The organism is Micromonospora yongxingensis, from assembly GCF_052601155.1.
This window is the reverse complement of sequence record NZ_JBQXEO010000002.1, coordinates 19,704-38,968: the sequence shown is the minus strand read 5'-3', so window position 1 is coordinate 38,968 and position 19,265 is coordinate 19,704. Positions and strand designations below refer to the sequence as shown.

Sequence of the window (19,265 nt, the reverse complement as noted above, 5' to 3'; positions counted from 1 at the left end):
CTAGGCTGGCGGCATGGCACTGCTGCACCGGGCGACCCTGCGCCCCTCGAAACTCGACCTGCTGGCGACCTGGCTCCCCGGTCAACCGTGGTACCGGGGGCCGGTCGGCGCCGACGTGCTGAGCCGGGGCGCCTACCGCTTCGACGACCCCGCCGGCGCCGTCGGCATCGAGACGATGCTGGTCGGCACCGCCGACGGGCCGGTCCACCAGGTACCGCTCACCTACCGCGCCGAGCCCCTGGACGGTGCCGACGACTGGCTCGTCGGCACCACCGAGCACTCGGTGCTCGGCCCGCGCTGGGTGTACGACGGCTGCGCGGACCCGGTGTACGCGGCGGCGCTGGCCGACGCGATCCTCGCCGGCACCGGCCAGGCGGAGCAGTACTTCGAGGTCGACGGCCGACGCGAGTTGCGCGAGCCGACCATGACCATCGTGGCCAGCGGTGCCGGGGTGTCCCCGGTCGGTGACGGGGGACCGGTGGTCGACGAGGACGCCACCCTGATCGTCACCGACTCCGTCGAGTTGCTGGTCGTCCGCCGGCCCGGCGCCGTGGCCACGGATGCCGCCGGGGCTGTCCTCAGTGGCAACTGGGACGGGCAGCCGTCGACCGTGCCCCTGGCGTACGCCCGGGCGCGCTGAGGGGCGGGGGCGACCGGGCCTTCCCGCAGCGGCTCGACGGCGGACCGGCTGGCCGTTACGGTCGGGGCGTGGTCACCGTCGCCGACGTCCGGGCCCTCGCCCGGACGCTGCCGCGCAGCAGCGAGCACCTGATCCGGGACCGGGTGAAGTTCCGCGTCGGGTCGATCGTCTACGTCGCCTTCTCCCGGGACGAGTCGACGATGGGCTTCGGCTTCCCGAAGCAGGAGCGGGCCGCGCTGGTCGCCGCCGAGCCGGAGCTGTTCTTCATGCCCGGCGAGTCCGACCTCCGCTTCCACTGGGTGTGCTGCCACACCGCCCGACTGGAGCACGGGTACATGACCGAGCTGGTCACCGAGGCATGGCGGATGGTGGTGCCGAAGTTCCTGGCCCGGCAGCGGTTGGGCAGCTGAGGGCGGACGGGGGCCCGGTCATCCGGGCCCCCGTCGCCGTCACCAGGGGGCTGGTGGCGGTGGCGGCGACACCGGCGGCCGGTCGTCGCAGGTGATGGTGTTCGGCAGCAGCCACGGCGCCAACCAGCCGCCGTCGTTGCCGCCCAGGTCGGTCAGCGCGAACTCCGAGCCGGCCGGGGTGAAGTGGAACGACCCGCAGTTGTTGACGCCGACGGCACCCACGTTGCGAGCGTCCACGTTGGCGAACGAGGCCGAGCCGGCCGACCGGGCGCTGACCACCGAGGTGCCGGTGCCGTCGACCCGGATGTCCCGGAAGTGCACGTTGGTGATCGAGTGGAGATCCTTCACGGGCCAGTCGCTGACCAGCATGATCGCGTTGTACGTGCTGTCGAGGTAGGCGTCACCGACCACCTCGATCCTCGCGTCGATGCTCCGGTCCAGGGCGAAGAACCAGATGGCGCCGAGACCGATGTTCCAGTTCAGCTCGTACGTGCCGGCCCGGGCGGTGGTGTTGTTGGTGATCCGGAGGTGCCCGGTGAACGGCTCCGCGCCGAAACGGGAACCGACCTGGATGCCGCTGCCCTCACGGACCGGATCGGCGATCAGGTTGTGCGAGACGGTGTTGTCCGTGCCGCCGTAGATGGCGATGCCGTTGGCCAGGGTCGGCGACTGCACGGTGTTGTGGTCGAACGTGTTCCGCGTGTTGGCCGTCTTCTCCGACCACATCGCCAGCCCGTCGTCGCCGGTGTTGCGGACGAAGTTGTGCGCGACGAGCGAGTCGGTCACGCCGGTGTGGAAGTTGAGCGCGTCGGCGATCTGGTCGACGATGATGTTGTTGGTGACGCGGACATTCGTCATCGGACCGTCGAACCACAGGCCGACCTTGGTGTGGTGCAGGTACAGCCCGTCGATGGTCGAGTCGCTCATCGCGCCGCCGATCGCGTTGACCTGGTCGGTGTCGATGCGCTCCCGGACGTCGCCCTCGATGGCGAAGCCGGAGAGGTGGACGTTGCGGCTGCCGCCGTCGGTGGCGTCCCGGCCGTAGAAGCCGACGCCGGTGTGCACCGAGCCGTCCGGCGCGGGCGTCGGCAGGGCGACCTGCCGGCCCTTGATGATGGTGTACCAGTTGCCGGCGCCCTCGATGGTCACGTCGTCGACGATGATGTGCCGGTTGACCTGGTAGGTGCCCGGTGGGATGTACACCTTCAGGTGGGCGCGGCGGGCGAACGCGATGGCACGGTCGAGGGCGTCGGCGGAGTCGCGCCGGCCGGTCGGGTCGGCCCCGAAGGCCAGCACGTTCGCCGCGAGCAGCCGGATGTGCGGTGGCGCGACCAGTTCGGAGTCGAGCAGGTCGATGACGGTCCACGCGGCGGCGCTGCCGACCGGTGCGGTGAGCCGGATCCGGTCGCCGGCCCGGTGGGTGCGCCCCAGCAGGAGCCGCTGCTCGTCGTAGAAGTGGGTGGGCCGGAACGGCGTGGTGATGGTCGGGTACGGCGTGGTGGCCGACGGCACGCACGAGCACTCGGTGATCCACCAGTCGGGGTGCAACAGCCCGGCCTGGGGGTCGTTGGAGAACGGGTACTGGTTGTAGAGCCAGGAGTACTGCGAGGTCAGCGTCATGCTGCGCACGTGCCTGCCGTTGACCGCGACGCCCAGCGGCGCGGTGATCCCGCCACCACGGGGCGCGTCCGGGATGCTGTACCGCACGGTGATCGCGTTGGCCGCGCTGGGCAGGACGAACTCCACGTACTCGCCGGGGGTGAGCCGGACGGCCCGGCGGCCGGAGGCCTCCGCGGGCAGCGTGTAGGCGGACCGGTCGGGGCCGATGATCTCGCCGTTGGTGCGGGCGTTCTCCGCTTCCTGCTCGACGAAGTCGACGTCGGCGCCGCGTCCGGCGACCAGCGCGGGGTCGAGGGCGGCCCGGGTGACCACCGGCGCTGCACCGGATGGCGTGGGCGGAGCGGCAACGGCTACGGCGGGCCCGACGACCAGCGTGGTGACGGCGGTCGCGAGTGCGAGCGCGGTGGCGGCCGGCCGGCCCGGGCGCCCCCGCGCCGGCATGATGAACCGAAACATCGGTGACCCTCCTGTGTGGGTGGTGGTGGAGGTCCGCCCGGCGCTCCCCCTGACGCCCGACATTGATCGTCATGATGCAGCACCGAACACTGCGCTGCAAGACACCAATCGAACAACGAAAAGAAGCGACAGTTTGGTCGCAAGAACTGAACGGTCACCGGATCGACGTGTCGTGCGGCGCCTGAGCCCGGGCAGGTCGCGCCCGGCGTACGCTGACCGGCGTGGATCAAGAAGACCGGATCGCCCTTTTCCTGGACTACGAGAACCTGGCGTTGGGGGCGCGCGACCACCGTGGCGGCGCGGCCTTCGACTTCCGGCCCATCGCGGACGCACTCGCCGAGCGCGGGCGGGTCGTGGTGCGTCGGGCGTACGCCGACTGGTCCTACTTCGACGAGGACCGCCGGATGCTCACGCGGTCGCACGTCGAGCTGATCGAGATCCCGCAGCGGATGGGCGCCTCCCGCAAGAACGCGGCCGACATCAAGATGGCCGTCGACGCGATCGAGCTGGCCTTCGAACGCGACTACATCTCCACCTTCGTGATCTGCAGCGGCGACAGTGACTTCACGCCGCTCGTCCACAAGCTCCGCGAGCTGAACAAGCGGGTCATCGGCGTCGGTGTCGAGGGGTCGACGTCGGCGCTGCTCCCGCCGGCCTGCGACGAGTTCCTCTACTACGACCGGCTGGAGGGTGTGGACATCCCGCCGACCAGCAGCCGTCGCGGCCGTCCGGTGCGGCAGCCCGGCCAGGACCAGCGGGCGCCCGAGCCGGAACGCGAGCAGCCCGAGCCGGAGGTGGAGCGCCGGCCGGCGGGGGAGGAGCCCGACCGGGACGTGGACGCACTCGCCGTGCTGGTGGCCCAGACGGTGGCCGGGCTACAGGGCAGCGCCAGCGGCGAGGTGACCGCCTCGCGGCTCAAGCGCACCCTGCTGCGCAAGGACCCGACGTTCAGCGAGTCCGACTACGGCTTCCGTACCTTTGGCGAACTGCTGCGCCACCTCGCCGGCCACAACGTGATCGAGCTGGCCGAGGGCCCCGCGAAGGGCGACCCCGAGGTCTCGCTGCCCGAGCACGGCGACCGGGAGGTGGCCTTCGGCCTGCTCCGTGGCGTGGTGGCGGACCTCGGCAGCAGCGGCAACCCGGTGGCGCTGTCCGGGCTGAAGAACCAGCTCCGCCGGGCGCGTCCCGACTTCAGCGAGAAGAAGCTCGGCTACCGCAGCTTCCTCCAGTTCTGCAAGGCCGCCGCCACCGGTGGCGCGGTCGACCTACGGTGGAGCCCCGAAGCCGACGACTACCTGCTCACCGCGCAGGGATGAACGTGGAGCCCGCGCAACGGCACCCGAATCGAGTCTGATTCGTTGCTCAGGACGTGAGGGAATCGCCGAGACGGTTCCTCCCTGTCGGCGGCCGGCTTGAAATGTGACTGAATTGCGGTTATTGATGCGGTAACGGCCCACCTGCGACGTACCCCTTGGCCGTAATTTGCTATACGGTCGGCGAATGATGGTGGAGGAACACTGGTGGAACGGAGACACGACCCCGCGCGGGCGCCGGGACGTGTATATCCGTACTGACGGGCAGGGTTGGGAGGTCCGCGCCCAGATCGGTGGGGCGTCGGGTCGTGAGCGGGTGCAGCAGTGCCCCAGCCGGGCCTCGGCGGCCATCCTCGCCGATGCGTGGCGCGGCACCCACCCATCCTGGCGCGAACTGAAGCGCTGATCCGGCACCGGGCCGGGCCGGCAACGCTCCTGGGCTCCCGCCCGGTGCGATCGTCGGTCGGCCCGGTGCTCGACTCGACCGCTGAGCATCAACTGGTCAAGAGTTGCTCGTGCCATTGCTGCACACCGCCCGTGTCCGCCGTCCCAGGCGGGGTACAACCGGGGGTAGGCAGGATGGAGGTCCCATGTCGCAGGGTCCCGACGAGCAGAACCCGGAGATCACCGACGAGGTTCGGGAGGCCGAACGTCGGCTGGCCCGGTTCGCCGGCCGATCCGACGACGACGCGCTGACCGACGACGACGCCCGGGTGCCGGACGACGCTCGCACCGAGCGCGAGGCCGACTAGGACGGGTCCCAGTCGGCCCCGGCGGGCGGTCAGGCGGACGGGACGGGGAGCACGGCGGCCTCTGCCGCCGAGCGGTGCGCCAGCTCGATCAACTCGACGGTGGCGACCGAGTCCCGCGGATCCACCGGCATCGCCGTGCCGTCCCGCAGCGCCGTCGCCACCTGCTGGTAGAAGCTCTGGTAGGAACCGGCCTCGGTGGGCACGGCCCGCAGGTCGCCGTCGACGCCGAGCAGGCCGTACCGCTCCGGCGGAACCTCGCCCCAGCCCGGCTGGTCCGGACGGCCGCCCTCGTGCAGCGCTGCCTCCTGGACGTCCAGCCCGTACGTCGTGTAGCCGGCCTGGTCGCCCAGCACCCGCAGCCGGGGCCCGAGTTGAGCGGTCAGCGCGCCCATCCACAGGTGCGAGTGCACACCGTTGGCGTGGGTCAACGCCACGAACGCGTCGTCGTCGACCTCGGCGCCGGCGCGCCGCCGGTCCACCTCCGCGTAGACGCGATCGACCGGGCCGAAGAGCTGCACCGCCTGATCGACGAGGTGGGCGCCGAGGTCGAAGAGGGCCCCGCCGGCCTCCTCGGGACCGGCGAGCTCCCGCCAGCCCGGCTTGATCGTCGGACGGAAACGCTCGAACCGGGACTCGAAGCGGAGCACCCGTCCCAACTCGCCCTGCTCGACGAGCCGGCGGGCGGTCAGGAAGTCGCCGTCCCAGCGGCGGTTCTGAAACACGGTCAGCGGCACGCCCCGGCGGTCGGCCTCCTCGACCAGCGCCCGGCTCTCGGCGGCGGTGGGGGCCAGCGGCTTGTCCACCACCACCGGCAGGCCGGCGGTCACCGCCGCCCGGGCCATCGGCACGTGCTGCCGGTTCGGCGTCGCCACCACCACCAGGTCCAGCGCGTCCGGCGTACGCCACAGCTCTTCGGCGTCGTCGACGAGGCGGGCGTCCGGGTGCTGCTGCCGGGCCTGCTCGCGCCGCTGTGGATCACGCGTCACGATGGCGTCCAGCCGCAGCCCGGGTGTCGCGGCGATCAGCGGCGCGTGGAACACCCGGCCCGCCAGCCCGTACCCCAGCAGACCGACCCGCAGCGCCTCCGCCATGCCGTACTCCCGTCTCCCCGGCCCGCGCCCCGGTGACGGCGGTACCGCTGACCGAATCTACGCCCCGGCCGGCCGGGCCCGATCCGGACCCGGCGCTGCTCAGGGGACGGGATCGGCCCGCAGGTAGGTGAGCACCGCGAGCACCCGACGGTTGGTGTCGTCGCTGGGCGGCAGGTCGAGCTTCAGCAGGATGTTGCCGACGTGCTTGCCGACCGCCGCCTCGGTGACGTGCAGCCGGGCGGCGATCGACGCGTTGGACCGGCCCTCGGCCAGCAACGCCAGCACCTCCCGTTCCCGGGCGGAGAGCGCGGCGAGCGGGTCGCGCGGGCGGTGCAGCAGTTGCCGGACCACGTCCGGGTCGATGGCGGTGCCACCGGCGGTGACCCGGCGCAGGGTGTCGACGAACTCGGTCACCTCCGCCACGCGGTCCTTGAGCAGGTAGCCGACCCGCTGGCCGTCGCCGCTGTCCAGCAGCGCCGCGGCGTACCCGGTCTGCACGTACTGGCTGAGCACCACGACCGGCAGCTCGGGCCGCTCGGCGCGCAGCGCGACGGCCGCGCGCAGCCCGTCGTCCCGCCGGCCGGGTGGCATCCGGATGTCGGTCAGCACCAGGTCCGGCCGGTGGGTGCGGGCGGCGTCCAGCAGCTCCGGCGCCGAGCCGACGGCGGCGCACACCGCGAAGTCGAAGCGGGTCAGCAGCGCGACCAGACCCTCGCGCAGCAGCACCTCGTCCTCGGCGAGCACCACCCGCGTCACCGACGGCACGGCAGCTCCACCCGCAGCAGCGTGGGCCCGCCGGGCGGGCTGGACAGCAGCAGTCGCCCGTCCGCTGCGGCGACCCGGTCGGCGAGGCCGGTCAGGCCGGTACCCCGGGACGGGTCGGCGCCGCCGTGGCCGTCGTCGGAGACCTCGACGACAAGATCCCCGCCGACCCTGGTCAGGTGCACCTCGGCGCGGCTGGCCCCGGCGTGTCGGGCCACGTTGCCCAGCGCCTCGGACACCACGAAGTAGGCGGTGGTCTCGACGATCTCCGGCAGCTCGCCGTCGAGGTCGGCGCGCACGGTCACCGGGACGGTGGCCGCGTCGCCCAGCTCCCGCACCGCGCCGGCCAGGCCGAGGTCGGTGAGGCTCTGCGGACGGATGCCCTGCACCAACTGCCGGAGCATCACCATCAGACCCCGGGCCTGGTCGTGGGCGACCGACAGCGGCCGGGCCGCCGGGGAGTCCTCGGGGACGTCCAGCCGGGCCAGCCCCAGTTGGAGGGTGAGACTGGTCAGCCGTGGTTGCGCACCGTCGTGCAGGTCACGCTCGATCCGACGACGTTCGGCCTCGTACGCCCCGACCAGCCGGGTCCGGGACCGGGCGACCTCGCGCAGCGCCGCCGCGTCGACCGGCCAGGCCAGCGCCCACCGGGCCACGGCGGCCTGGACGGCGGCGAGCAGGCCTGCCAGGTACCAGAGCACCGGGATGAGCAGCACGCCCACGATCGCGTACGGGACGGCCTCGCCGGGGCTGCCCACGGTGCGCCAGATCACGACCGGCTGGTTGTCGTCGCCGGCGAGCCAGGGGCTGGTGACCAGCCCGAGGTCGAGGAGAACCAGCAGCAGGAGGACCCAGTACGCGACCGGCACGAACCCGCCCAGCCAGAACAGGTACGCCACCTCCCGCCAGCCGGCGGCCGTGCGGTAGCGGGCGGCCAGACCCTGCCACGGCGGCGGAGGCAGCGGTCGACCGTCGACGAGGCCGAGCCGCCACCGCTCGACGGCGGCCACCGGGAAGCTCACGATCGGCGCCAGCGCCAGCAGGGTGAGGCTGCCGACCACCAGGAACAGGATGAGCGGGATCTCCGGCGGCCGACCGTGCAGCCATACCGCGTTGAGGGCGGCCAGCAGCGGCCCGACGACCACGAGCAGCCCGACGGAGAGCACGCCGGCGATGGGCACGGTGCTGACGAGGTAGACCAGCGCGCGCCAGGGCCAGGCGGAGATCAGCCAGCCGCGGCGGCGCAGCGCCGCGGCCAGGTGACGAGGGTGTTCCGAGGTCATGCCGCAGACGCTAATCGTCGGCGTGCGGTCGACCCAGCCGTCCAGATCCACTTTCCGGGGTAGGTCCAGCACTACCCTCACCGGCGGCGTACGACGTACGCCCACGTTGCTAGGATTGCCGCACCATGGCGAGTGAGCGCAAGGCGACGGCGGACCCGGCCCGCAGCCTGGCCATCCTGTGGCGCACCCGGGAACCGACCAGCCGCAGCGCCGGCCCGGGGCTCAGCGTCGACCGGATCGTCCGGGCCGCCATCGGCATCGCCGACGCCGAGGGTCTCGACGCGCTGACCATGCGCCGGGTGGCCGAGGCGCTGGGCGTCGGCACCATGTCGGTCTACACCTACGTGCCGGGCAAGGCCGAGCTCGTCGACGTCATGATCGACACCGCGTACGGCGAGATGCCCCGCACCGCCGTCGCCGGGGACTGGCGGGCCAGGTTGGAGCGGATCGCCCGGGACAACCTCGCGCTCTACCAGCGCCACCGGTGGATGCTGCGGGCCGAGACGACCCGGCCGGTGCTCGGCCCCCACCTGCTGGCCAAGTACGACCACGAGCTCACCGCGGTCGCCGACATCGGGCTCACCGACGTGGAGATGGACGCGGTGCTCACCCTGGTGCTCGGGCACGTGAAGAGCGCCGCGCGCGCCGCGTCCGAGGTGGTCGACCTGGAGCGGGAGACCGGCATGACCGACGGCCAGTGGTGGCAGTCGCACGCACCCTGGCTGGAGACGTACATGACGGCCGGCAGCTACCCGACCGCCGCGCGGGTCGGCACCGCGGCGGGCCAGCAGCACGGCGCGGCGTACGGGCCGGAGTACGCCTTCGAGTTCGGCCTGCAACGCGTCCTCGACGGTATCTCGGTGGTGGTCGCCGAGCGGGCGGCCGCCGGGTAGCGCGAGCCGCGTCCTCCGGTCAGGGGTACTGCGTCACCAGGGGCTCGTCGGCCTCGACGACGTACGTCGACAGCATCATCGTGGTGGTGTCGTCGGTGACGTTGCGGGCATTGTGGATCGTCCGGGGCGGGATCAGGAACGGTTCGCCGGCGTGGATGGTCAACGTCCGCCGGTCGTCGAACTCCATGTCGACCGTGCCACGGATGAGGTAACCCACCTCCTCGCCGGGGTGGCTGTGCCGTCCTGACGCCAATCCGACCGGTATCTCGAAGAGCGTCTGCACGATCAGACGGCCGGGCACGGAGGCCGGGTGTCGCTGCAGCTCGGTGCGCTTCACGCTCGGCGCCGACGCGTCGCCGGGTTCCCTCGCCACGACTCCCCCTGGTCTCGTACGCGGCACCGCTGCGGACACGGGCGACTCTAATGTGATCCGCCCGGCGTCACGGCGTACCCGGCGGAACCCGCCCGGCCCGTCCGTCCGGGTGGTACGACTGGGACGGCGGTGGCATCGGAGGCCGGGAAGGATGGCGATGGCTCACGGGCTTCCCAGGCGGCTGCCGCAGCGCGGGAACGACCGCGGACGGCCCACCGATGCCTGAGGGCTCACCGCGCCGCGATGGACCGGAGCGGCACGACATCGTGGAGTTGCGGGTGCACGGCGTCTCCGGGGCGCGCCCGGAGCGGGTCCTCTACCGGACGCACGTCCGGCAGGTCGCCGGCGACCGCAGCGGCGGCTTCCACCGCCCGGTGACCGAGCAGCCCGGCGACGCCGACCCGGACGGGGTGACGCTGGAGGCGTACCGGTGGGGCGATCTGCCGTCGGGCACCGTGGGCCGGACGTTGTCGCTGGTCTTCCTGCTGCCGTTCATGCTCAGCAACCTGGCGGTCTGGATGCGACCGGCGGGCCGGCGCATCGGTTCCGGCGTCACCGTGCTGTGCCGGCTCCTCGCGCTCAACCTCACCGCGCTGTACGTGCTCTCGATGGCCGGTGTCGCGCTCGACCTGATCGCCTGGCGGTGTCTCGGTGTCGCCCGGTGCGCGCACCCCTTCACCATGACCGCCGAGCTCGACGGCCGGCAGATGGGGCAGCGGCTGGCGGTGCTGGCCCTGGTGCCGGTCGCCGCCGTCGTCCTGCTCCGCCTGCTCGGTAACCGCCGACCCCGTCCACCCCGCCACCCGCTGTGGGCGGTCGAGCCACTGGTGGCACGGCTGCGGGCGATCCACGTCGCCGTCGCGCTGGCCGTGCTCGACGTGATGCTGCTCGCGGCCCGTTCCAGCAGCGGGCGGACGGCGTGGACGACGATCCTGCTGGCGCTCTCCGGTGCGGTGCTGGTGACCTGCGTCGGCCTGCTCGCCGTCCCCGGGCTGCTGGACGGTGCGGCGACCGGGCGGGCGGCCACGCGCACCGCCGGGACGGCGCGGGCGGTGGCGTACGCCGTGAGTGTGGCGACGCTCGTCGTCGTCGCGATGGACGGGCGGGACTGGCCGTCGTCGCCCGGGCTGCCCGGCTACGACCAGGTCGTCAGTACGGCGATGTTCGGTCAGATGTCACTGCTGGTCGTGCTGAGCGTTCTGGTGCTGTGGCACCACCGTCGGGGGGACCGCCGCTCCCCGCTGCCGCGCGGGCTCGGCGCGGCTGTCATGGCGGCGATCGCGGTCGGCCTGGCCGGCGCGTTCTCCGCCGACCTGGTCTACCAGAGCGGGCAGTTGCTCGGCGGCTACCAGGGCGACGGCGGGCCGCCGCTGCCGTACCAGTGGACGATCCTGGCCTTCTTCCTCCATGTGACCGCGGGGGTGGTGCTGGGCGGCGCGATGACGTTCACGTCACGGCGCCCGAGGTGGCAGGCCGCCAGGACGATCACCGCCGGGGACTTCCCGGCACCACCGCCGGGTGCCACCGAGGAACTGCGGACGGTGACGAGGGCCATCGCCCGGGCCCGGTTCACCGAGTGGCTGGGAATGCTTACCGTGGCGTACGCGGCGCTGGCGGCGATCGGTCTGACCACGGGCGTCCTGGGGCTGGCCGGGTTCGAGCCGGACGAGCTGGCGGGGCGTCTGCTCGGGCTGCCCGCCGGATCCGTCGGTGTCGGCCTCGCCGTGGGCAGTTACCTCACCGCCAGCGTGGTGCTGGCCCTGCTCCTGGGTGGGATCCTCGCCTACCGGACGGCGTGGTTCCGCCGGCACGTCGGGATCCTGTGGGACCTGGGGACCTTCTGGCCACGGGCCGCCCACCCGTTCGCGCCGCCGAGCTACGCCGACCGCGCGGTGCCGGAGCTGGTGGACCGGATCACCGAGCTCGCCGGGCGTCACGCCGGGGTGCTGCTCAGCGGGCACAGCCACGGCTCGGCGCTGCTGGCCCTCGCGGTGCTGCGGCTGCCCCCGGAGCTGCGTCCACGGGTCGCGCTGCTCACGTACGGGTCCCCGCTGGGCCGGCTGTACGCCCGGCTGTTTCCGGCGTACCTGAACGACGAGGTGCTCCGTGAGGTGGGGGAGCGGATCGGGTGGCGGTGGCTGAACCTGTGGCGGGACACCGATCCGGTCGGCGGCTGGATCTTCGCGCCGCACCGGCCCGGCGATCAACCCCCGGACGCCGACGATCCCGCCGGGCGGGTCGATCGCCGCCTGCGGGACCCGAGGGACCTGGCACCGCCAGGGTCAGAGCGTCGGCCGCCGCTGCTGCGGGGGCACCAACCGGGTGAGTCCGATCCCGAGTTCCGGGCGGCGGTGCGCGAACTCGTCGGGCGGCTACGCGACCAGGGCCGTGCGTGAGCGGTGGACGGACCGTCCCGAGTCGCACCTCACCCGTCCTCCGGCAGCCGTTCGGACTCCGCGACCACCGCCCGCACCTTGCGCAGGGTGGCGTCGGGGGAGCGGATCGCGGCACGCCACCGGTCCAGCGTGCGGGTGAGCACGCGGACCACGAACTGCAACTGGTTGACCTGCTCGCGGAGCACCCCCAGCTCGGACCGGGCGCTCAGCGCCTGCTCCTCCAGCTCGGTGATCCGGGTCTGTAGTGGCTGCACCAGGGTGAGGGCGGCCTCGGTGAGGGTGTCGGCCGCGTCGGCCTTGAACTTGCCCCGCTGCACCACCACGGTGGCGATGGCGGCCAGGCCGGTGGTGCCGCCGAGGATGCCGAATGCGCTGAGCGCCACCTGCAGCCACGGGGGTGCTTCGGGCGCCGGTGTGGAGATCACGTGACACCGTCCTTGATCGGTTCGCCGTTCGTGCACTGGATGGCCCGGGCCAGCCGGCGCAGGTCGATGGCGATCTGAGCGGCCCGCCACAGGGACCCCACCGCGAGCGCGGTGATGAACGACGCTGCCGCGACGGACTGCCGACCCGAGACGACCAGCAGGGCCATCGTGTACATGCCGCTGATGGTGCCGAACACCAGAACCGACGCGAGCTCGATGCCGAGCCCGGTGGCGAGCCGGCCGGGCCACAGGATGCCCGACAGGCCGCCCACGCCGACCGCGATCAGACCGATCTCCCAACCGACCTGGATCGGGACCGGCATGGACATCTGGACCGAGGTGGGTCGGACGTCGAGCACCAGCAGAAGAACACCGCAGATGGGTGCCATGACCAGGGCGGCCACCTCGAACGGCTGGTGCCGGGACCGGATGCGCAGGTATCCCACGGCGACTCCTTGGTCGAGGAGGTGAGCGACTCGCCGCCGTTGGCTGGCCGGTTACTGCCTGTGTATCACCGGTGACCACTGAGCGTCCACCTGGAGTCACGTCGCATATCCGCAGGTCAGGCCCATTCTCCAGGGCGAGGGCCGGGTTGGGGCGCGCGGAGCGGTGAAGGGAGGTGGGGGGCCGGCCCGCCATGTCGCTGAGTGACCACCAGTGTCAGAAAAACGACATGACGGGCGGCCGGCGCGGTGGAGTGCTACCGGGCGAGCAGGGCCCGCAGGGCCCGTACCACCTCTGCGGGCGCCTCCTCCGCCATGAAGTGCCCGCAGGTGACCGTCCGGTGCTCCAGGTCCGGCGCCCAGGCCCGCCACACCGCGGCCGCGTCGTAGCCCAGCGCCGCGCCCCAGTCCTGCTGCAGAACGCTCACCGGCATCCGCAGCCGGTTACCCGCCTCCCGGTCCGCGGTGTCGTGCGTGACGTCGACCCCGGCGGACGCCCGGTAGTCGGCGACGATCGAGGTGATCGCGGCCCGGGACGCGCTCAGGTACGCGGCGCGCACCTCCGGCGGCGACGCCTCCGGGTCCCGCGTCCAGACGTCCAGGAAGTGGCCGAAGAAGGCGTCCGGGCTGCCGCCGATCAGCTCCTCGGGCAGGCCGGGCGGCTGCGCCATCAGGTACAGGTGGAAGGCGACCGCTGCGCTGGCGCCGTGCAGCACGTTCCACATGTCCAGGGTGGGCACCACGTCGAGCAGGGCGAGATGGCTGACCGCCTGCGGATGGTCGAGGCCGGCGCGGAACGCGACCAGGGCACCCCGGTCGTGCCCGGCCAGCGCGAAGCGCTCGTGACCGAGCGCGGCGGCCAGCGCCACGATGTCGGCCGCCATCGTGCGCTTCGCGTACCCGGTGCCGTCGGTGTCGAGGGGCTTGTCGCTGTCGCCGTAGCCGCGCAGGTCGGGACAGATGACCGTGTGGTCGGCGGCCAGGTCGGCCGCGACGTGCCGCCACATGAGGTGGGTCTGCGGAAAGCCGTGCAGCAGCACGACAGCGGGTCCGGAGCCGCCCACGGCGACGTTCAGCGTCACGCCGTCGGCGACGGTGACCCGGCGGTAGTCGAATCCGTTGATCCTGGGGTCCACGGGGGAACCTTCCTGTGGGTGTGGGGTCGGCGCGGGGAGGTGCCCGTCGCCCTCGTACGTCATCGAGCCTGACCGGTGGTGATCAGCAGCCGGTCAGCGTCCGATCAGTGCCGGCGGGCTGCGGCCGGCCACGGGGACCTGCCTAGATTGGTGCCATGACCAGGCAGCCGACGGCACCCGAGGCGGTGACCTTCGGCGTGCTGGGCCCGGTGACCGCCGCGACCGAGCGTGGGCCGGTCGCGCTCAGAGGGCTCCGCCAGCGGATGGTGCTGGCCCGACTGCTGATCGCCCGGGGCCGGGTCGTGCCGGTGGACCGTCTCGCCGACGACCTGTGGGAGGTGCCCCCGGAGGGCGCGGTGGGCGCGATCCGGACCTTCGTGGCCGACCTACGCCGTGCGCTGGAGCCCGACCGGCCGCCCCGGCAGCCGCCCCGGCTGCTGGTCACCGAGCCCCCGGGGTACGTGCTGCGGGCCGCCCCCGAGGCCGTGGACGCCGAACGGTTCGAGGCGGCGGTCGCCGAGGCGGGACGGCTGCTGGCGGCGGGACGGCCCGCTCCGGCCCTGGCCGCCCTGGACGCGGCGCTGCCGCTCTGGCGCGGGCCCGCGTACGCCGACTGCGCCGGCGAGACGTGGGCGGTCGCCGAGATCAACCGGCTGGACGAGCTGCGGATGCTCGCCGTCGAGCGGCGAGCCGACGCGCTGTTGGCGCTGGGCCGACCCGACGAGGCCGCCGCCGACCTGCCGGCCCACCTCGCCAGCCATCCGCTGCGCGAGGACGCGTGGCGGCTGCTCGCGACGGCCCGGTACCGCTCCGGGCGGCAGGGCGAGGCGCTGGCCGCACTACGGCAGGCACGGGACGTCCTGGTGAGCGAACTGGGCCTGGACCCGGGTCCCGAGCTGCGGCGGCTGGAAGCCGACATCCTCGCGCAGGCGCCACACCTCACCCTGCCGGCTGGGCCGGCCACCTCCGAGGTGCTCGCCCGGACGGAGCCGCCCCCCGGATCCGTCAGACCGGCCGGACCGGTCACGGAGCGACCCTTCGTCGGCCGCGACACGGAGCTGGACCGGCTGCTCCGGGCGGCGGAGGTCGCCGCCCGGACCAGCCGACCCGCTCTGGCCCTGCTCAGCGGGGACCCGGGCGCGGGCAAGACGGCGCTGGCCGAGACTCTGACGCGGCGACTCGCCACCGACGGCTGGACCACCGCGTGGGGTCGCAGCCCGGAGTACGAGGGCGCCCCGGCCGCCTGGCCGTGGACGCAGATCACCGACGCGCTCGCCGGGGCGGCCGAAGCCGGTGTGGCCGACCTCGCCGCGGCCGGGGCGACCGATGGTGCCGACGATCCCGCCGTGGCCCGGTTCCGCCGGCACCGCGCGGTGGCGTCGCTGGTCTCGGCGGTCGCCGGCCGAGGGCCGGTGCTGCTGGTCCTCGACGACCTGCACCGCGCCGACGGGGACACCCTGGACCTGCTGACGGCGCTGCTCGACGGCCCTCAGCCGGCAACCGGGCCGGTGCTGCTCCTCGGCACCTACCGCGCCACCGAGATCAGCCCGGAGCTGACCGCGGCCCTGGCCCGGGTGGCCGGGCTGGAGCCGGTCCGGGAGTACCTCGCCGGCCTGTCCGTGCCGGCGACCGGTGAGCTGGCCCGCACCGTCGTCGGGGCGGAGCTGGACCCACCCACCGTGCGACTGATCCACCATCGCAGCGGCGGCAACCCGTTCTTCGTCCGGGAGCTGGCCCAGCTGTACGCCACGGAGGGTGGGGCGGCGCTGGCGGCGGTTCCACCGGGGGTACGCGACGTCATCCGGCACCGGCTGGCGCAGCTCCCCCCGCCGACCCGGACCCTGCTGCGGCAGGCGGCCGTGCTCGGCCGGGACCTCGACATCGAGGTGCTCGGCACGCTGACCGACGATCCCACGGCCCTGCTGGACGCCGTGGACCGCGCGTTGCAGGCCGGCTTCCTCACCGAGCAGGCCCCCGACGGGCGGCTGCGCTTCACCCACATCCTGGTCCGCGACACGCTCTACGCCGACCTGTCCGCGCCGCGCCGCGCCGCCTGGCACGCCGCCGTCGCCGAGACGCTGGGACACCGTCGGCCCGCCGAGCCCGCCGCGCTCGCGTACCACCTGCTGCGCGCCGGTGGACCGGTCGCCGCCGGCCGCGCCGCCGGGTACGCCCGCGCCGCCGCCGAACAGGCAGAACGGAGCGGCAACCCGCACGAGGCGGCCCGCCTGTGGGGGCAGGCGGTCGAGGCGTACGACCGGTCCGGCCGGGCCGACCGGCGCGAGCGGCTGAGCGCGGTGCTCGGCCTGGGGCGCGCGCTGGCCGTGACGGGCCGGCTGGCCGAGGCGCGGCGGCGGCGAGCGGAGGCGATCGACGACGCGGAGTCCGTCGGCGACCCCGGACTGGTCGCCGAGGTGCTGGCCGGCTTCGACGTACCCGCCATCTGGACCCGCAACGACGACGACGTCCTCGCCGGGCGGATCGCCCGGGCCGCCGAGCACGCCCTGGCCGCACTCGGCGTGCACGGCCCCGCGCAGCGCAGCCGACTGCTGAGCACCCTCGCGCTGGAGCTGCGCGGCACCACCACCGACCGTGGCCGCCGGGCGGCCGACGAGGCCGAGGCCATCGCACGCGCCAGCGGAGACCCCGGGCTGCTGGCCTTCGCGCTCAACGCCCGCTTCATGCACGCCTTCCACCGCGTCGGCCTGGCCGAGGAGCGGGCCCGGATCGGGGCCGACCTGATCGACGTGGCCGCCCGGCACCACCTGGTGACCTTCGAGGTGCTGGGCCACCTCGTCCGGATGCAGGCCTGCTGCGCGCTGGGGGACCGGGCCGGCGCCGACACGCACGCCCGCGCCGCCGACCGCCTCGCCGAGCGGTACGAACTGCCACTGGTCGGCCTCTTCACCCGGTGGTACGCCGCGCTGCGCCTGGCGCTGGTCGGCGAGTCGACCGCGGCGGCGGACGCGTACCGGGCGGCGGCCGTGCGGCTGCCCGCCGACGCCATGCCGGGCCTGACCCGGGGACTGCTCCCGCTCGCCCTGCTCGGCCTGCGCCTGGCCGAGGGCGTCGGCGGTGACCGGCCGATCCCCGGGCTCGGCGGTGCGGACTGGGCCGGCATGGACTGGGGCCCGCACGAGCCGTGGGTCCGCCCGCTGCTGCTGCTGGTCGACGGCGACCGGGACGCCGCCGGGGCCGCCCTGCGGACGCTCCCGGTCGGGCCGCACGACCTGCTGCGGGAGGCGCGGCTCTGCCTCACCGCCCGGGCGGCGCTCGCCCTCGGCGACCGGGCCACGATGGAGAACCTCGCCGTCGAGCTGCGACCGGCCGCCGCCGAGCTGGCCGCCGGCAGTGGGGTGCTCACCCTCGGTCCGGTGGCCGGACACCTCGCCGACCTGGCCGCCGCCCTGGGCCGCGACGACGAGGCGGCCGCGTACCGCCGTACCGCCCGGGCCGTCGCCGCTCGCGACCGCGCCTGACCCCGGCGACTTGCCGTTTCCCCCGAACGGGGCTTCGGGGTGCGGTCAGATGGAACCGGCGCGGCCGCCGTCGGCCGCGGATCGAGGGGGTACGCCGTGGAGGGGCTCGTCCTGATCGTGGTGCTGGGCGCCACCGTCCTGGTCGGCACCACGCTCGGCGGCCGGTACAGCGTGGCGCCGCCGGTGCTGCTCATCTCGTTCGGGGTGCTGCTCGGGCTGGTGCCGCCGCTGTCCGAGCTGACCCTGGAACCGGACCTGGTGCTGCTGATCTTCCTGCCCGCGATCCTCTACCGGGAGAGCCTCACCCTCAGCCTGCGCGAGATCCGGGCCAACCTCCCGGTGATCGGGCTGCTCGCCGTGGTGCTGGTGGTGCTCACCATGGTCACGGTGTCGCTGACCGCGCAGGCGTTCGGGGTGAACCCCGCCGCCGCCTGGGTGCTCGGGGCGGTCCTGGCACCGACCGACGCCGCCGCGGTCACCGGCCTGGCCAAACGGTTGCCCCGGAAGCTCCTGACCACCCTGCACGCGGAGAGCCTGATCAACGATGGCACCGCGCTGGTGCTCTTCGCGGTGACGGTGGGTCTGCTCACCGGTGCCTCGTCGCCGGGCGCGCTGGGCATCGGTGAGGAGTTCGTCGGCGCCTCCGCCGGCGGTGTGATCGCCGGCCTGCTGGTGGGCGGCATCGTGGTGCTGATCCGCAAGCGGCTCGACGATCCGCTGCGCGAGGGCGCGCTGAGTGTGCTGACGCCGTTCGCCGCGTTCCTGCTGGCCGACGCGGTGCACGCCAGCGGTGTGCTGGCGGTGGTGGTCGCCGGCCTGTTGCTGGCCTACGCCGGCCCACGGGTGATCCGTGCCCGGTCCCGGGTGCTGGCGTACGCGTTCTGGGACCTGTCCACTTTCCTGATCAACGGCGCGCTGTTCGTCCTGCTCGGCACGCAGATACCCCAGGCGGTGAAGCGCATCGTCAGTACCTCGCCGACCCGGGCGGTGGTGATCGTGGCGGTGGTCACCGTGGTGATCGTCGGCACCCGGCTGGCCATGGTCTATCTGACGGCGGAGTCGGCGAAGCTGCTGCGCCGCCGGATGGACGACCCCCGTGGGCCGTCCGGCTGGCGGGTGGGGACCGTCGCCGGCTGGTCCGGTTTCCGGGGTGCCGTCTCGCTCGCCGCCGCGCTGGCGGTCCCCGCGACGACCGCCGCCGGTGCACCGGTGCCCGAACGCGACCTGATCATCTTCGTCACCGCGCTGGTGATCGTGCTGATCATGCTCGTTCAGGGCACCACCCTGCCACTGGTGGTGCGCTGGGCGGGACTGGCCGGCGACCCCGAGCGCGCCGACGAGTTGCGGCAGGCCCGACAACGGGCCACCGAGGCCGGCCTGGCCGCGCTGCCGCAGGTCGCCGCCGAGATCGGTGCCGGGGAGGAGACGGTGCGCCGGCTCGAGGCTGAGTACCAGCAGCACCTGGACGACGTCAACGAGGGCGGCGATCGCAGCGCCGAGGAACGCCGTCTGGAACGCAAACTGCGCCTCGGCGTCCTCGAACACAAGCGACGGGAGATCACCCGGCTGCGCGACCGGCGGGAGATCGACGACCTCGTGCTGCTCGACCTCCAGTCCGCGCTGGACAACGAGGAGATCCGGCTGCTCGGCCGCGGGAGCGTCGACTGACTCGCCGGCCCGGCCGCCGCACCGAACGACGGATTGGTGACAGCGGCCGGCGGGTGTGCAGGCCACCCGGTCGTCACGCCGCCGGGTACGGTGGGAAGCGGTTCGGCGTTGGTCGATGCGTACGG

Annotated in this window: 17 protein-coding genes; 9 read left to right on the top strand and 8 right to left on the bottom strand. The window is 73.6% G+C overall.

The genetic code is table 11. The annotated features are described in order from the left end of the window. Positions 1–13: 13 nt before the first annotated feature. Entirely contained in the window at positions 14–640 is a 627-nt protein-coding gene (locus tag ACTWLT_RS03345) for a CG0192-related protein (protein WP_445317083.1), read from the top strand. Between the two features lie 68 nt (positions 641–708). Next, complete coding sequence (locus ACTWLT_RS03340) at positions 709–1,050, top strand: MmcQ/YjbR family DNA-binding protein (protein WP_445317082.1); 342 nt, start codon at positions 709–711, stop codon at positions 1,048–1,050. 39 nt (positions 1,051–1,089) lie between these two features. Here the strand turns inward: ACTWLT_RS03340 and ACTWLT_RS03335 are convergent, their stop codons facing one another. Further along, entirely contained in the window at positions 1,090–3,126 is a 2,037-nt protein-coding gene (locus ACTWLT_RS03335) for a glycosyl hydrolase family 28-related protein (RefSeq protein ID WP_445317081.1), read from the bottom strand. A gap of 221 nt (positions 3,127–3,347) precedes the next feature. Between ACTWLT_RS03335 and ACTWLT_RS03330 the strand changes: the two genes are divergently transcribed. The 3 genes from ACTWLT_RS03330 to ACTWLT_RS03320 all read left to right on the top strand — a co-directional run bounded on the left by ACTWLT_RS03330 (position 3,348) and on the right by ACTWLT_RS03320 (position 5,191). After that, positions 3,348–4,442, top strand: coding sequence for a PIN domain-containing protein (locus tag ACTWLT_RS03330; RefSeq protein ID WP_252419514.1), 1,095 nt, complete (start codon positions 3,348–3,350; stop codon positions 4,440–4,442). 184 nt (positions 4,443–4,626) lie between these two features. Next, a complete protein-coding gene (locus tag ACTWLT_RS03325; protein ID WP_252419515.1) occupies positions 4,627–4,845 on the top strand; it encodes a hypothetical protein in 219 nt (72 codons plus the stop codon). A gap of 184 nt (positions 4,846–5,029) precedes the next feature. Continuing rightward, positions 5,030–5,191: a hypothetical protein gene (locus tag ACTWLT_RS03320; protein WP_445317080.1), complete on the top strand. Its 162-nt coding sequence runs from the start codon at positions 5,030–5,032 to the stop codon at positions 5,189–5,191. A gap of 29 nt (positions 5,192–5,220) precedes the next feature. Here the strand turns inward: ACTWLT_RS03320 and ACTWLT_RS03315 are convergent, their stop codons facing one another. From ACTWLT_RS03315 to ACTWLT_RS03305, 3 genes are all read right to left on the bottom strand, one after another. After that, entirely contained in the window at positions 5,221–6,282 is a 1,062-nt protein-coding gene (locus ACTWLT_RS03315; protein WP_445317079.1) for a Gfo/Idh/MocA family oxidoreductase, read from the bottom strand. A 99-nt stretch (positions 6,283–6,381) separates the two neighbouring features. Next, the gene (locus ACTWLT_RS03310; protein WP_252419518.1) at positions 6,382–7,047 is read right to left on the bottom strand and encodes a response regulator transcription factor; all 666 of its coding nucleotides are present in this window, start codon (positions 7,045–7,047) and stop codon (positions 6,382–6,384) included. After that, positions 7,035–8,327 (bottom strand): sensor histidine kinase, encoded by a 1,293-nt coding sequence (locus ACTWLT_RS03305; protein WP_445317078.1) that lies wholly within the window; start codon positions 8,325–8,327, stop codon positions 7,035–7,037. The genes ACTWLT_RS03310 and ACTWLT_RS03305 overlap by 13 nt, the downstream gene beginning before the upstream one ends. Before the next feature lie 125 nt (positions 8,328–8,452). Here ACTWLT_RS03305 and ACTWLT_RS03300 point away from each other — a divergent pair, with 125 nt between their 5' ends. Beyond that, the gene (locus ACTWLT_RS03300) at positions 8,453–9,220 is read left to right on the top strand and encodes a TetR/AcrR family transcriptional regulator (RefSeq protein ID WP_252419522.1); all 768 of its coding nucleotides are present in this window, start codon (positions 8,453–8,455) and stop codon (positions 9,218–9,220) included. A 19-nt stretch (positions 9,221–9,239) separates the two neighbouring features. Here the strand turns inward: ACTWLT_RS03300 and ACTWLT_RS03295 are convergent, their stop codons facing one another. Then, entirely contained in the window at positions 9,240–9,593 is a 354-nt protein-coding gene (locus ACTWLT_RS03295; RefSeq protein ID WP_445317077.1) for a cupin domain-containing protein, read from the bottom strand. Between the two features lie 218 nt (positions 9,594–9,811). Here ACTWLT_RS03295 and ACTWLT_RS03290 point away from each other — a divergent pair, with 218 nt between their 5' ends. Then, the gene (locus ACTWLT_RS03290) at positions 9,812–11,989 is read left to right on the top strand and encodes a hypothetical protein (protein WP_445317076.1); all 2,178 of its coding nucleotides are present in this window, start codon (positions 9,812–9,814) and stop codon (positions 11,987–11,989) included. A 29-nt stretch (positions 11,990–12,018) separates the two neighbouring features. Here ACTWLT_RS03290 and ACTWLT_RS03285 read toward each other — a convergent pair whose 3' ends face one another. The 3 genes from ACTWLT_RS03285 to ACTWLT_RS03275 all read right to left on the bottom strand — a co-directional run bounded on the left by ACTWLT_RS03285 (position 12,019) and on the right by ACTWLT_RS03275 (position 13,993). Then, the gene (locus ACTWLT_RS03285; RefSeq protein WP_445317075.1) at positions 12,019–12,414 is read right to left on the bottom strand and encodes a hypothetical protein; all 396 of its coding nucleotides are present in this window, start codon (positions 12,412–12,414) and stop codon (positions 12,019–12,021) included. Continuing rightward, complete coding sequence (locus ACTWLT_RS03280) at positions 12,411–12,860, bottom strand: hypothetical protein (protein WP_445317074.1); 450 nt, start codon at positions 12,858–12,860, stop codon at positions 12,411–12,413. Before ACTWLT_RS03280 ends, ACTWLT_RS03285 begins: the two co-directional genes overlap by 4 nt. 254 nt (positions 12,861–13,114) lie before the next feature. Then, positions 13,115–13,993: an alpha/beta fold hydrolase gene (locus tag ACTWLT_RS03275; RefSeq protein ID WP_445317073.1), complete on the bottom strand. Its 879-nt coding sequence runs from the start codon at positions 13,991–13,993 to the stop codon at positions 13,115–13,117. 155 nt (positions 13,994–14,148) lie between these two features. Here ACTWLT_RS03275 and ACTWLT_RS03270 point away from each other — a divergent pair, with 155 nt between their 5' ends. Both ACTWLT_RS03270 and ACTWLT_RS03265 read left to right on the top strand, forming a co-directional pair. Continuing rightward, positions 14,149–17,472 carry an ATP-binding protein gene (locus ACTWLT_RS03270; RefSeq protein ID WP_445317072.1) on the top strand — a complete coding sequence of 1,108 codons (3,324 nt, stop codon included), beginning with the start codon at positions 14,149–14,151 and terminating at the stop codon, positions 17,470–17,472. A 96-nt stretch (positions 17,473–17,568) separates the two neighbouring features. Continuing rightward, positions 17,569–19,140, top strand: a complete 1,572-nt coding sequence (locus ACTWLT_RS03265; RefSeq protein ID WP_445317071.1) for a Na+/H+ antiporter — start codon at positions 17,569–17,571, stop codon at positions 19,138–19,140. Positions 19,141–19,265: the final 125 nt, after the last annotated feature.

Coding starts and splice junctions, on each gene's coding strand:
- ACTWLT_RS03345 (WP_445317083.1), top strand. CDS start 14: ATGGCACTGCTGCACCGGGCGACCCTGCGCCCCTCGAAACTCGACCTG.
- ACTWLT_RS03335 (WP_445317081.1), bottom strand. CDS start 3,126: ATGTTTCGGTTCATCATGCCGGCGCGGGGGCGCCCGGGCCGGCCGGCC.
- ACTWLT_RS03325 (WP_252419515.1), top strand. CDS start 4,627: ATGATGGTGGAGGAACACTGGTGGAACGGAGACACGACCCCGCGCGGG.
- ACTWLT_RS03320 (WP_445317080.1), top strand. CDS start 5,030: ATGTCGCAGGGTCCCGACGAGCAGAACCCGGAGATCACCGACGAGGTT.
- ACTWLT_RS03315 (WP_445317079.1), bottom strand. CDS start 6,282: ATGGCGGAGGCGCTGCGGGTCGGTCTGCTGGGGTACGGGCTGGCGGGC.
- ACTWLT_RS03305 (WP_445317078.1), bottom strand. CDS start 8,327: ATGACCTCGGAACACCCTCGTCACCTGGCCGCGGCGCTGCGCCGCCGC.
- ACTWLT_RS03300 (WP_252419522.1), top strand. CDS start 8,453: ATGGCGAGTGAGCGCAAGGCGACGGCGGACCCGGCCCGCAGCCTGGCC.
- ACTWLT_RS03290 (WP_445317076.1), top strand. CDS start 9,812: ATGCCTGAGGGCTCACCGCGCCGCGATGGACCGGAGCGGCACGACATC.
- ACTWLT_RS03270 (WP_445317072.1), top strand. CDS start 14,149: ATGACCAGGCAGCCGACGGCACCCGAGGCGGTGACCTTCGGCGTGCTG.